This is a genomic window from Pseudomonas frigoris (assembly GCF_047758635.1).
In the GTDB taxonomy this organism is placed as follows: domain Bacteria; phylum Pseudomonadota; class Gammaproteobacteria; order Pseudomonadales; family Pseudomonadaceae; genus Aquipseudomonas; species Aquipseudomonas frigoris.
The window spans coordinates 133,620-146,652 of the sequence record NZ_CP180479.1; the positions used below are offsets into that span (position 1 = coordinate 133,620).

Below are 13,033 nucleotides of genomic sequence, written 5' to 3' on the forward strand. Positions count from 1 at the left end.
ACGGGAGTTTCAAGATAGGCGCGAGGGATGACGGTTTGGCGGCGGACGGGTTACAGGGAGATGAACCTTGCCGAGTGATGTGAACCCAAAAAGCAAAGATCGCAGCCGTCGGCAGCTCCTACAGATGTACACATTCCCATGTAGGAGTTGCCGAAGGTTCGGGCCGCGTTCGGACGATCTTTTGACTTTAATCGTCCAGCGCTTTTACCGATTTAGGCGACAGCCGCAAGCTGCGCAGGCTGCGCTTGACGCTCTTGAGGTGATTGACCAGGCTCGGCCCGCGCGCCATGGCCACGCCCATCGCCAACACGTCGATCACCACCAGGTGGGCGATGCGCGAGGTCAGCGGCGTATAGATCTCAGTGTCTTCGTGCACATCGATCGCCAGGTTGACGGTCGACAGTTCCGCCAACGGCGTCTGGCTCGGGCACAAGGTAATCAGCGAAGCGCCGCTTTCGCGCACCAGATTGGCGGTGATCAACAGGTCCTTGGAACGCCCGGACTGGGAAATACAGATCGCCACGTCGGTCGGTTTCAGCGTGACCGCGGACATCGCCTGCATGTGCGGGTCGGAATACGCCGCCGCCGTCAGCAACAAACGGAAGAACTTGTGCTGGGCATCGGCCGCCACTGCACCCGAAGCGCCAAAGCCATAGAACTCGACCCGCTGGGCCTCCGACATGAGCGACACAGCACGCTGCAACTCCACCGGATCAAGCTTCTCGCGAACCTCCATCAGCGTGTGCAGGGTGGTGTCGAAGATTTTCAGGCTGTAGTCAGCGACCGAGTCGTCTTCATGAATCGCAAACTGCCCGAAGCTCGCGCCGGCAGCCAGGCTCTGTGCCAGCTTCAGCTTCAAGTCCTGGAAACCGGAGCAACCGATGGCGCGACAGAACCGCACGATGGTCGGTTCGCTGATGCCTACGTTGTGGGCCAGGTCGGCCATGGAGCTGTGCATCACCGCCGCAGGATCAAGCAGCACGTGGTCGGCGACCTTGAGCTCCGACTTGCGTAAGAGGTGGCGTGACTGGGCGATGTGTTGCAGCAGATTCAAAGGGCTGGACTCTTTGTTATTGGCAGGTGCCGGGGATGTAGCACGCTTGTAGTTATACTACATGAATCGGCTTTTTGCCTGCTCAATGCGTAACTCGATGTCCCCATTTCACGCCACATGCGCTCCATGTAGCCCCTACAAGGGTTTCGCGTCCGCACGCAACAGCGCCGCCAGGCCATCGGCCTCGACCGGGCGGCTAATCAAATAACCCTGCACTTCATCGCAGTGCTCGGCTTTCAAAAACTCCAACTGCTCTGCCCGCTCCACACCCTCAGCCACCACTTTGAGCGACAAGCCGTGCGCCATGGCAATAATCGCCCGGGTGATCGCCGCATCCTCGCTGCCCTCCCCCAGACCGCGGATAAATGCCTGATCGATCTTCACGTAATCCACCGGGATGCGCTTGAGGTAGCTCAGGGACGAATACCCGGTGCCGAAGTCATCAATCGCCAACTTAACCCCCAAATCACGCAATTGCTGGAAGGTCGCGATGATGTGCTCGACGCTGTCCAGCAACTGGCTCTCGGTAAGTTCCAGCTCCAGGTAGTGCGGCGCCAGACCGGTTTCTTCCAGCACCTGACGCACCAGGCTGACCAGTTTGCCCTGACGCAATTGATGCACCGACAGATTGACCGACACCCGTATTGGTTCAAGCCCCTGACGCTGCCACTCACAGGCTTGCCAGCAGGCCTGACGCAACACGAACTCGCCGATCGGGCCGATCAACCCGGTTTCCTCGGCCAAGCCGATAAAGTCCCCCGGCGGCACACGGCCCATGGTCGGGTGATCCCAGCGCACCAGCGCCTCGGCGGCATTCAACCGACCCGTGGCGAGGCACAGCTTCGGCTGATAAAACACCATCAACTGCTTCTCTTCGATGGCTTTTCGCAGCTGATTTTCCAGCTGCAAGCGCTCCAGCGTGCTGGCTTGCAGGCTATCGGTGTAGAACTGGAAGTTATTTCCGCCCAAGTGCTTGGCGTGCTGCATGGCCATATTTGACTGATGGACCAGCGCGGAAATTTCTCGCGCATTGTCCGGCAACATACTGATGCCCATGGATGCGCTAACCACCAGTTCATGGCCCTCGACAGTGATCGGCAAGCGCAGCTTGGTCGACAGTCGGGTCGCCACCCGCGCCAGGCTCGACAGGTTGCCGTAGGCATTGAACAACACGGCAAACTCATCGCCGGATAAGCGAGCGATGGTGTCTGCTTCAGGCAACGCATTGACCAGCCGCCGGGCCATCTTCTGCAAGAGCTGGTCGGCGATTTCATGGCCAAGGCTGTCATTGAGCAGCTTGAAACGATCCAGATTGATGTGCAGCAACGCCAGACTGCGATAGGCGCCCTGACGAACCCGCTGATGGGCCTCGCTTAGCCGTTCGCGGAACAGAGAACGGTTAGCCAGGCCCGTCAATTCGTCGTAATGCGTCAGGTAACGCATGCGCTCTTCAGATTCACGCCGAGCCGATAGATCGGCGAAGAAGCCTACAATATGGCTCACATTTCCCCGAGAATCGCGCACAGCGTTCAGTTGCAACCATTGCGGATACAACTCGCCATTCTTGCGGGTTTCTACCAGCTCACCCTGCCAACTGCCGTGCTGCTCCAGCGCCTGATGAATCGCCGCGTAGTGCCGGCGGGCATCGCGGCTGCATGGCAACTCGACCACGTTGCGTCCGATCATGTCTTCAATGTCGTAGCCGGTGACTCGACTGAAGGCCTGATTGACCGCGATCAGCGCGTAATTCGGATCGAAAATCACAATGCCTTCGCTGGCGGCCTCGAACACCGTCGCGGCCAATTGCCGCTGTTCTTCCAGACCTTTGCTGACGCTGATGTCGCGACGGGTGCCGACCATGCGGATCACTCGGCCATTTTCGCCGCGCTCAACGGCTCGTCCTCGGTCCTCGATCCAGACCCAATGGCCATCGCCGTGGCGCACGCGGTACTCGATTTGGTAATCCTCGCTGCGGCCCTTCAAATGCTCGACCAGCGCGCGCTTGAGTGATGGCAAGTCATCGGGGTGCAGGCGCGGCTTGAGGTGGCGGAGCATCGCCGTCACGAATTCCGGCTCCAGGCCGAACAGCTCCTGAACGTGGGTGTGATGGACTTCGTCGGTTTGCAGGTTCCAGTCCCACAAGCCGAGCTCACTGGCCTTCAACGCCAGCGCCAGACGCGCTTCACTCTTGCTCAGGGCCTGATTGGCAGCGTCCAGCTCCAGGCTGCGCTGGGCAACTCGGCTTTCCAGCTCGATCTGAATTTGCCGCAGCTCGTCTTCGGCACGTCGGCGCTGGTCGATTTCCTTGGCCAGCTTTTGATTGAGCTGGTCGCTACAGCTTTGAGCCTGCTGCAAGTGTTCGATCAGTGCCTGATTCTGAAAGCGCCGCAACAGTCCGCTATCGATGAGCCGATTGACCTGCCAGGCGACCACACTCAACGCGCCCAATAAAATCAGACCGAACCAGCCCCAACCCTGATCTTGTTCATCGCCGCCCCAGAACAGATAGCCGATGGCCGGCAACAGACAGGGCAAGGTAAAGGACAGGAACCCCGGCAGACTGACCGCGTAGGCAACACTGGCCGAAAGGGCTGCAGCGCCGATCAGGCCGAACACCCAGGCTTGTTGAATGAAGTTATCGGCGGGTACCAGGGCAATGCCGGCGCCAGCCAGGGTCAGGCCGGTCATGGCCGAACCCAGCAAAAACATGCGGCGCCAGATCGGATGGGCCTGACGGTTGGGTATCGCCGAATCGAAGGCCGCGACTTGAATCACCCGCAACGCCACCAGCGACAACAGCCACACCAGCCAGACGCTGACCAGGAAGTAACGCTGCGGACTCCAAAGCAAGCCAGCGCAGACCAGACCGTTGATCAACATGAATAACGTGGGCAGCAACGAGCCCTGATAAAGCAGACGCGTGCGTTCGACCGCCATTTCCATGGCGTACTGTTTGCGAATAACCCGAGGTTCCACAACGGGGCCCGACAGGTCGGTGCTGAGGGTCATAGGCAATGTTCTTGTTCTTATAATGGTGAGCATGAGCCCGAAACGTCGACGGAGCATACACAAGCAAATGCCCGGACCAAACTGCTCCAGATCATAAAATCGACAAAAACTGCAGCCCCCATACCCGCTGAAAAGCCTCGGAGCGAGCCCCGCCAACGCCTGCAGCCAGTGACCGACCGGTCGTCATCCATGCTTCTTTCATCGGCTAATGCAAAGCTCGGTTTGCCCGGTGTGACGGCGCACCCTAGAATGCCCCGATGCGCGATGATCTCTCCCTTCTGCTGAACTCCCTCAACGATGCCCAACGCCAGGCCGTAGCTGCCCGCGTGGGTCGTCAGTTGGTCCTGGCCGGTGCTGGCTCCGGTAAAACCCGAGTGCTGGTGCACCGTATCGCCTGGTTGATCCAGGTCGAAAACGCCTCGCCCCACTCCATCCTGTCGGTGACCTTCACCAATAAGGCCGCTGCCGAGATGCGCCATCGCATCGAGCAGTTGATGGGTATCAACCCGGCCGGCATGTGGGTCGGCACCTTCCACGGCCTGGCGCACCGTTTGTTGCGGGCGCATTGGCAGGAAGCCGGCCTGAGCCAGACTTTCCAGATTCTCGACAGCGACGACCAGCAACGACTGGTCAAGCGGGTGATCCGCGAGCTGGGCCTGGACGAGCAACGCTGGCCGGCCCGTCAGGCCCAATGGTTCATCAACGGGCAAAAAGACGAAGGTCTGCGTCCGCAACACATTCAAGCCAGCGGCGATCTGTTCCTGGCGACCATGCGCAGCATTTATGAAGCCTATGAGGCTGCGTGCCTGCGCGCTGGCGTGATCGACTTCTCCGAATTGCTGCTGCGCGCCCTCGATCTGTGGCGCGATCATCCGGGCCTGCTGGCGCACTATCAGAAGCGCTTCCGGCACATTTTGGTGGACGAGTTCCAAGACACCAACGCCGTGCAGTACGCCTGGTTGCGACTGCTGGCCAAGGGCGGCGACAGCCTGATGGTGGTCGGCGACGACGATCAGTCGATCTACGGCTGGCGCGGCGCGAAAATCGAAAACATTTATCAGTATTCCGACGACTTTCCGGATGCCGAGACCATTCGTCTGGAGCAGAACTACCGCTCCACCGCCGGCATCCTCAAGGCAGCCAACGCCCTGATCGCCAACAACACGGGACGCATGGGCAAAGAGCTGTGGACCGACGGCGGCGAAGGCGAAGCGATCAACCTGTACGCCGCGTTCAACGAACACGATGAAGCACGCTACGTGGTGGAAACCATCGAAAGCGCGTTGAAAACCGGCCTGGCCCGCAGCGATATCGCGATTTTGTACCGCTCAAACGCCCAATCGCGCGTTCTGGAAGAAGCCTTGTTGCGGGAGCGCATTCCGTACCGCATCTATGGCGGTCAGCGCTTCTTCGAACGGGCAGAAATCAAAAACGCCATGGCCTACCTGCGCTTGCTCGAAGGCCGCGGCAACGATGCAGCGCTGGAGCGGGTGATCAACGTTCCGGCCCGAGGTATCGGTGAGAAAACCGTCGAAGCGATCCGCGACCATGCTCGTCACAGCGATGTGTCGATGTGGGAAGCCATGCGTCTGCTGGTGGCTAATAAAGGCCTGACCGGTCGCGCCGCCGGCGCGCTGGGCGCATTTATTGAGCTGATCGAGAACCTCGCCGCCAAGTGCATGGAAATGCCACTGCATCTGATGACCCAGACCGTCATCGAGCAGTCCGGGCTGATCGCCTATCACGAAGCGGAAAAAGGTGAGAAAGGCCAGGCCCGGGTAGAAAACCTTGAGGAACTGGTCAGCGCCGCGCGTAACTTCGAAAACGCTGAAGAAGATGAAGACCTGACGCCATTGGCGGCATTCCTCGGTCACGCGTCGCTGGAGGCCGGGGATACTCAGGCCGACGAGCACGAAGACAGCATTCAGTTGATGACTTTGCACAGCGCCAAGGGTCTGGAATTCCCTTATGTGTTCCTGGTGGGCATGGAAGAAGGTCTGTTCCCGCACAAGATGAGCCTCGAAGAACCGGGTCGTCTTGAAGAGGAGCGCCGTTTGGCCTACGTCGGTATCACTCGGGCGATGCAGAACCTGGTGATGACCTATGCTGAAACTCGACGCCTATACGGCAGCGAGACCTACAACAAGGTGTCGCGTTTCGTACGTGAAGTACCGAAAGGCCTGATACAGGAAGTGCGGCTGTCCAACAGTGTCAGCCGCCCGTTCGGCGGTGGCCAGCAGCAGAGCTCCAGCAGTCTGTTTGGCGGTAGCGAGATCCCGGACACCGGGTTCAGCCTCGGCCAGGCCGTACGGCATTCGGTGTTTGGCGACGGCGTGATCCTGAACTTCGAAGGCGCCGGGGCTCAGGCCCGGGTGCAGGTGAACTTCAGCGAAGGCAGCAAGTGGCTGATGCTGGGTTACGCAAAGCTGGAAGCGATTTAGGGCTATCTGATTAGCTTTTCTGTGGGAGCGAGCTTGCTCGCGATTGGGATCGCTGCGGTGCGTCTGAAACACCGCGCTATCGTTCATCGCGAGCAAGCTCGCTCCCACAGGGTTTTGTGTCGATCCGGACCTCAGCAGGTTGATCTTATAAGGCGCGACAACATGGGCTCAGGCTTCTTTTCTTCCTGGACATTCTGGGCCCTGATGTCGGCAGCCTTTGCCGCCATGACCGCCATTTTCGCGAAAATCGGTATCGAAAACGTCAACTCCGACTTCGCCACCCTACTGCGTACCGTGGTGGTTTTGGTCAGCCTGGCCTTGATTTTGTACGCCACGGGCCAATATCAGTCATTAGGATCGATCTCTGCCAGGAGCTACCTGTTCCTGCTGCTGTCGGGACTGGCCACCGGTGCCTCGTGGATCTGCTACTTCCGCGCACTGAAACTGGGGCCGGCCTCACTGGTCGCTCCGGTGGACAAGCTCAGCGTGGTACTGGTGGCAGTGCTCGGCGTGATCCTGCTGGGCGAAAAACTCGACCTGCGCCAATGGGGTGGAATCGGCCTGATTACAGCCGGTGTGGTCATGCTGGCGCTGCGCCGCTAGGCCCCTTCCTACAGAACTTATCCACCTATCCTACGGACCAAAGTTAACAGGCCTTATTGCGCTGACTGAAGCTGAACGCAACCTGTCAGGCAAAAGCCCGAAACACTCTGCCGCTAGCCAGTAACACTTCAGCTGTGCAACATGGCGCGCGTGCCATCCACAAATGGGAATTCCCTTTATGAAACGTTTTCTTAGCATCGCCATGGCGTTGTGCATCGGCCTGACGATGAGCCTCGACGCCAACGCCAAGCGCTTTGGTGGCGGTAAGAGCTCCGGCGCTGCGCCGACTCACCAGACCAGCCAAATGGCTCCTTCTTCTGCTGCAGGCGGCGCTGCTGCCACTGCGGGCGCGGCCGGTGCCGCGGGCGCCGCTGCCAAGGCCGGTGGTGCTTCGCGCTGGCTCGGCCCTCTGGCCGGTATCGCTGCCGGTGGTCTGTTGGCCTCCATGTTCATGGGCGGCGGCTTCCAGGGCATGCAGATCTTCGACATCCTGATCATGGCGGTCATCGCCTTTCTGATCTTCCGTTTCATCGCCGCTCGTCGTCGCAAGCAGCAGGAGCACATGGCTCCAGCTGGCGCACCGATGCAGCGTGAAGTGTTCGAACAGAAGCCTGCTGGCGGTTCGATCTTCGGCGGTTCGGCAGCACCGGTTGCCGCTCGTCCGGTGATCAACGCTCCGGCCTGGTTCAATGAAAAGAACTTCATTGAAGCAGCCCGCAACCACTTCCAGTCCCTGCAGCAACACTGGGACGCCAACGAAATGGACAAGATCGCCGAGTTCGTGACCCCGCAACTGCTGGAGTTCCTCAAGCGCGAACGTGCCGATCTGGGCGACGGTTTCCAGTCCACCTACATTGATAACCTCAATGTTCAACTGGATGGCGTGGATGACCGTGCCGACAAGACCATCGCCACCCTGACCTTCACCGGTGTGTCGAAGACCTCTCGTTTCGACCAGGGCGAAGTGTTCAGCGAAAGCTGGAACATGGAACGTCCGCAGGGCGAGAACCAGCCTTGGCTGGTCGCCGGTATCCGCCAGAACGGCTGATACCTCCCGGTTCTGTCTGGAAGGTGCCGAGCTAAGATCAGACAAGGCAAAAACAGGCGAGGACGCGGAGTTGACTTTAGTCAATGAGCATCCGAGCCTGTTTTTAACGCAGTATGATCGACGCGCAGGCACGTTCCAGACAGAACCTAGCATGCTGTAATGAAAACCCCAGCCTTGGCTGGGGTTTTCTATTTCGCGGTTGCATCTATAGCGAGCTACTGTATAAACCGCCCCAACTAAACCGCGCCATCAAGCAAGAGGATCCCGGACGTGGAAGAAATCATCGAACAGCTGCGTGAAGCCAACGAACCGGTACCGGTCCCCTTGGAGTTGCCCGACGAAGATCAATTGGTGGAAATCGAAGAACAGCTGTTCATCGACATTCCATTTGTCTTCAGAGAATTTTTGCTGACCGTCAGCGACGTCGTCTACGGCAGCCTGGAGCCGGTAACCGTTACCGACCCGCAATCCCACACCTACCTGCCGGACGTTGCCGCCAACGCCTGGGATGCGGGTGTTGATCGCAGCATGATTCCGATCTGCCAGGACGGTGACAACTACTACCTGGTCGAAGAAGACGGCACCGTGGTGCTGTGGTTGGCCGAAGAAGAGCTGATCGCCGAAGAAACCTGGGAATCGGTGTGGCACTGGGCGCGGGACGTCTGGCTGGAAAGCTGAGACGCCTCAACTTTGTAGCAGCTGGCGCAGCCTGCGTTCGGCTGCGAAGCGGCCGCAATATCAGGCAACGAGGTGTTTCAGGAAAACCGAGTCATCCGGGTTTACGACTGCTGCGTCCGAACGCGGCCCGAGTCGAACGCAGCCTTCGGCAGCTGCTACAGAGGTCTCAGTGGCTTTAGGAGTCCTTGTGGTTGTCCAGTGTTTCGAGCAACGCCACCTGCATCCGCGTGTGCACGCGGATGAACCAGCGCCAGAGCAGCGCCGCTATAGCGGCCGCGACGACGACGATCAGCACCAGCAACTTGTTGGTCGGCAGAATACTGGCCGACAAGGCTGCCAGCAGCAGAAAAATCACCAGCAGCGAGAGGAGCGGGATCACTTCGGCGATCACCCGACGCACTCGCTGCGTGTGGCGGCCGGCCATCTCCGGCTTCACACCCATCTCCGCTAACAGCATCGAGAGCGCCTTGAGCTTGCGATAGGCGGCGATCAGGAACGGTAGCGACAACAGCAACGCCCCGCCCCAAATCAACGCTTTCTGCCAGCTCGGGTCGCTGATCCAGTCTTGCAGGTAAGCGGACATGCGCTCAGCGAAAAAAGCACCCGAGAAGAAGATCGCAATCACCAGCGCCAAATTGACTCCCACCTGTAACAGAATCCGCCGAATCATCGACGCCAACAGCGCGCCCTCGCCCTGAGGCTGGATGCTGCGCAGCCATTCGCCGTACATCCCCAATACCCTGCCCAGTCGCTTAGGCATCACCGCGGCAAGCTTGACCGACAGCGGATCAGCCGCGCGGATCAGGTAGGGCGTCAGCAACGTGGTGATCACCGAGACGGCTACAGCGACCGGGTAAAGGAAGTTGCTGGTGACCTGCAACGTCATGCCCAGCGCCGCGATGATGAAAGAAAATTCGCCAATCTGCGAAAGCCCCATCCCGACTCGAAGTGAGGTGCGTCCATCATTACCAGCGATAAAGGCGCCAAGGCCGCAAGAGAACATTTTGCCCAGCACCACGGCCACGGTGATCACCGTAATCGGCCATGCATATTGCAGCAGGATCATCGGATCGAGCATCAGCCCGATGGCGACAAAGAAGATCGCACTGAACAGGTCGCGAACCGGTTCGATCAAGCGCTCGATTTTCAGCAATTGCCGGGATTCAGCCATGATCGCGCCAATCAGGAAGGCACCGAGCACCATGCTGTACTCAAGTTTGACCACCAGCAAACAGAAGCCGAAACACAGGCCTAACACCGTGATCAGCAGCATTTCATTGCTTTCGAACTTCGCCACGTAAGCCAGCAATCGCGGCACCAACAGGATGCCGATGACCAGTGCGACAATCATGAACAGCGAGAGCTTGCCGACCGTGGAAAACACTTCGCCGGAACTGACCGTGCCGCTGACCGCGATGCTCGACAGCAAGGCGATGATGCCGATGCCAAGGATGTCTTCAACGATCAGCACGCCGAAAATCAGCTGCGCGAAGCGCTCGTTCTTCATCTTCAGATCGTTGAGCGCCTTAACGATGATCGTGGTCGAGGAAATCGCCAGGATCGCGCCGAGGAACAGCGAGTCCATGGTGTTCCAATCAAACCAGCGACCGATCTCGTAGCCGATCCAGATCATCAGCATGATTTCCAGGAACGCCGCAATGAACGCTGTGGCGCCGACCTTGAACAGCTTGCGCAGGCTGAACTCCAGGCCCAGGCAGAACATCAGGAAAATCACCCCGAGTTCGGCGAGGGTCTTGATGGTTTCTTCATCGTGAATCAGGCTGAACGGCGGGGTGTGCGGGCCGATGATGAAGCCGGCGACGATGTAGCCGAGTACCACAGGTTGTTTGAAGCGATGAAACAGCACGGTCACCACACCCGCGATCAACATGATCACTGCCAGATCTTGAATGAAGCTGATGGCGTGCATGGCGTGGGCTCCTTGGGTGACATTGCTCAATCAACAGATGTGGGAAAGGTCTGTTCGAACAAGGTAAAAAGTCCTCTTTCCGCGTGGGAATTACCCTTGAGAAGGGCTTTTGAAGGGTAACACCGCGACTTCCGGCAGAAAGGCGGTGCAATATATGGAAACAGATCGATCCGGGCGTGACGGCAGCCACCCGCCCGGCGTCCCGATAACTGTTGGTTTGAAAAAGCTGACGAGGCCCCCGCAGAGGTGCCGCCCTCCCGAAATTCTGCCTTGAACCGTGAGAACGCTATGGAACCCGGAAACGCACAACTGTCGATGACGGTATTGATGACCCCCGACATGGCCAACTTCTCTGGCAATGTCCACGGCGGTACCTTGCTCAAATACCTCGACGAAGTGGCCTACGCCTGTGCCAGCCGTTATGCCGGCCGCTACGTGGTGACCCTGTCGGTGGACCAGGTGATTTTCCGCGAGCCGATTCATGTCGGCGAACTGGTGACCTTTCTGGCCTCGGTGAACTACACCGGCAACACCTCCATGGAGGTGGGCATCAAGGTGGTGACCGAAAACATCCGCGAGCGCTCGGTGCGCCACACCAACAGCTGCTTCTTCACCATGGTCGCAGTGGATGACGACCGCAAACCGGCTGCTGTCCCGCCACTGCAACCGCAGAACAGCGAAGACAAACGCCGCTTCATGCAGGCCCAGCAACGTCGGCAGATTCGTCAGGAGCTGGAAAAGCGCTATCAGGACATCAAGGGCGACGCCTAAATCAAAAGATCGCAGCCTGCGGCAGCTCCTACGGGGTACGCGTTCCCGTGTAGGAGCTGCCGCAGGTTGCGATCTTTTCGCTGTGACCCCGATTACAAACTGATCGCCGTCGCCTCGAACCGCACCCGGGGATGGGCAATCCGGTCCTGAGCCCGTACCAGCTCCAGCTCATAGTTGGAGCAAGCCTGGGTTTCCAGCAGCACTTCATGCACCGCCGACGCGGCGAATTCGAAAGCCGCCACCAGGCTATCGCCCAACAGTACGCGAGCCAGAAACAGTCCGGAGGTCAGGTCGCCGACGCCCACCGGCTGACGCGGGAACGCCAGCAGCGGACGGCGCAAATGCCAGCTGTCTTCGGCCGTCACCAGCAACATCTCGAAAACATCCCCCGGTTTACCGGGATAGTCCAGATGCTTGACCAGCACAGCCTTCGGACCACGCGCCAGCAACGCTCGCGCCATGGCCAGGCAATCGAACAACGATTGCGGCTTGCGCCCCGAAAAGCTGTCCAGCTCCAGCTGGTTCGGGCACATGAAGTCCGCCACGGCAGCCGCCTCCTCCAGCAGAAAATCGCTGACTTCCGCGGGCACGCTGCAACCCTTCTCCGGATGGCCCATCACCGGGTCACACAGATACAGTGCCTTGGGATTCATCGACTTGATCCGCGCCACCCCCGTCAGGATCGCCCGCCCCTGGGCAGCACTGCCGAGATAGCCAGACAGCACGGCGTCGCAGTTGCCCAGTTCGCCAATCGCCGCGATGCCTTCGACCAGGTCGGGAATCTGATGCGGCGCCAGCACTTCACCGGCCCATTGGCCGTACTGGGTGTGGTTGGAGAACTGCACCGTATTGAGTGGCCAGACATTCACCCCGACCCGCTGCATCGGGAAAACCGCGGCGCTGTTGCCAGCGTGGCCGAACACCACGTGGGACTGGATGGCGAGCAGATGGGGCGTACGTTTCATGCGGTGGGTTTTCCGTCAAACGATTGAAATTCAAGCCGCGCAGTATGCGACTAAACGCAGCCTGTACGACAGACCGGTGACGCAGTTAAGCTGACACTATCTTGTTGGAGCAACGTGTTGATGCTGACCCTTGGAAATATCTTCGTCCTGATGCTGCTTGCCACCGGTGGCGCGTGGTTATGGCACAACCATGGCTTGCGCGAGCGCGCGCTGGAGCGGGTCAAGCTGCATTGCACAAAGCTCGGAATCGAGCTGCTGGACGGCAACGTGGCCTTGAAGAAGATTGCGTTCATTAAAGACGCCAATGGCCGACGGCGCCTCGCCCGTGTGTATAACTTCGAATTCACCGTGACCGGTGAAAGCCGTCACAACGGCACCATCACCCAGTTCGGCGCCCACAGTGCGCAGATTGAGCTGGCGCCCTACCCGATGCCGTTCGACGACACGCCTGCGGTGACCGATGTAGTGAAACCGCGCGCTGAGGTGATCGAGATGAGCCAGTGGCGGCAAGAACACACTAAATGGCGTCCTTGA

10 protein-coding genes are annotated in these 13,033 nt (G+C 59.2%); 6 read left to right on the plus strand and 4 right to left on the minus strand.

What is annotated here, in order from left to right; all coding sequences use genetic code 11:
* Window positions 1-187 precede the first annotated feature (187 nt).
* Both hexR and ACMXYH_RS00630 read right to left on the minus strand, forming a co-directional pair.
* A complete protein-coding gene (hexR, locus tag ACMXYH_RS00625) occupies window positions 188-1,054 on the minus strand; it encodes a transcriptional regulator HexR (protein WP_415765989.1) in 867 nt (288 codons plus the stop codon).
* Between the two features lie 135 nt (window positions 1,055-1,189).
* Entirely contained in the window at window positions 1,190-4,063 is a 2,874-nt protein-coding gene (locus ACMXYH_RS00630) for an EAL domain-containing protein (protein ID WP_415765990.1), read from the minus strand.
* Between the two features lie 257 nt (window positions 4,064-4,320).
* Between ACMXYH_RS00630 and uvrD the strand changes: the two genes are divergently transcribed.
* The 4 genes from uvrD to ACMXYH_RS00650 all read left to right on the plus strand — a co-directional run bounded on the left by uvrD (window position 4,321) and on the right by ACMXYH_RS00650 (window position 8,833).
* Window positions 4,321-6,504 (plus strand): DNA helicase II, encoded by a 2,184-nt coding sequence (gene uvrD, locus ACMXYH_RS00635; protein ID WP_056738578.1) that lies wholly within the window; start codon window positions 4,321-4,323, stop codon window positions 6,502-6,504.
* A 162-nt stretch (window positions 6,505-6,666) separates the two neighbouring features.
* Complete coding sequence (locus ACMXYH_RS00640; RefSeq protein ID WP_007934436.1) at window positions 6,667-7,107, plus strand: EamA family transporter; 441 nt, start codon at window positions 6,667-6,669, stop codon at window positions 7,105-7,107.
* Window positions 7,108-7,285: 178 nt separating this feature from the next.
* Entirely contained in the window at window positions 7,286-8,155 is an 870-nt protein-coding gene (locus ACMXYH_RS00645; RefSeq protein ID WP_415765991.1) for a Tim44 domain-containing protein, read from the plus strand.
* 270 nt (window positions 8,156-8,425) lie between these two features.
* Window positions 8,426-8,833, plus strand: coding sequence for an SMI1/KNR4 family protein (locus ACMXYH_RS00650; protein ID WP_008156656.1), 408 nt, complete (start codon window positions 8,426-8,428; stop codon window positions 8,831-8,833).
* Between the two features lie 175 nt (window positions 8,834-9,008).
* On the opposite strand, the gene ACMXYH_RS00655 is transcribed toward ACMXYH_RS00650, so the two are convergent.
* Window positions 9,009-10,763 (minus strand): cation:proton antiporter, encoded by a 1,755-nt coding sequence (locus tag ACMXYH_RS00655; protein ID WP_415765992.1) that lies wholly within the window; start codon window positions 10,761-10,763, stop codon window positions 9,009-9,011.
* Between the two features lie 288 nt (window positions 10,764-11,051).
* Here ACMXYH_RS00655 and ACMXYH_RS00660 point away from each other — a divergent pair, with 288 nt between their 5' ends.
* Entirely contained in the window at window positions 11,052-11,534 is a 483-nt protein-coding gene (locus tag ACMXYH_RS00660) for an acyl-CoA thioesterase (RefSeq protein ID WP_074872148.1), read from the plus strand.
* A 92-nt stretch (window positions 11,535-11,626) separates the two neighbouring features.
* On the opposite strand, the gene pdxY is transcribed toward ACMXYH_RS00660, so the two are convergent.
* Window positions 11,627-12,499: a pyridoxal kinase PdxY gene (gene pdxY, locus ACMXYH_RS00665; protein ID WP_347803311.1), complete on the minus strand. Its 873-nt coding sequence runs from the start codon at window positions 12,497-12,499 to the stop codon at window positions 11,627-11,629.
* A gap of 120 nt (window positions 12,500-12,619) precedes the next feature.
* On the opposite strand from pdxY, the gene ACMXYH_RS00670 reads away from it, so the two are divergent.
* Window positions 12,620-13,033: a DUF3301 domain-containing protein gene (locus tag ACMXYH_RS00670; protein ID WP_134421028.1), complete on the plus strand. Its 414-nt coding sequence runs from the start codon at window positions 12,620-12,622 to the stop codon at window positions 13,031-13,033.

Bases quoted from the DNA above. Each gene is read 5' to 3' on its own strand.
- ACMXYH_RS00630 (WP_415765990.1), bottom strand. From the start codon at position 4,063: ATGACCCTCAGCACCGACCTGTCGGGCCCCGTTGTGGAACCTCGGGTT.
- uvrD (WP_056738578.1), top strand. From the start codon at position 4,321: ATGCGCGATGATCTCTCCCTTCTGCTGAACTCCCTCAACGATGCCCAA.
- ACMXYH_RS00640 (WP_007934436.1), top strand. From the start codon at position 6,667: ATGGGCTCAGGCTTCTTTTCTTCCTGGACATTCTGGGCCCTGATGTCG.
- ACMXYH_RS00645 (WP_415765991.1), top strand. From the start codon at position 7,286: ATGAAACGTTTTCTTAGCATCGCCATGGCGTTGTGCATCGGCCTGACG.
- ACMXYH_RS00655 (WP_415765992.1), bottom strand. From the start codon at position 10,763: ATGCACGCCATCAGCTTCATTCAAGATCTGGCAGTGATCATGTTGATC.
- ACMXYH_RS00660 (WP_074872148.1), top strand. From the start codon at position 11,052: ATGGAACCCGGAAACGCACAACTGTCGATGACGGTATTGATGACCCCC.
- pdxY (WP_347803311.1), bottom strand. From the start codon at position 12,499: ATGAAACGTACGCCCCATCTGCTCGCCATCCAGTCCCACGTGGTGTTC.
- ACMXYH_RS00670 (WP_134421028.1), top strand. From the start codon at position 12,620: ATGCTGACCCTTGGAAATATCTTCGTCCTGATGCTGCTTGCCACCGGT.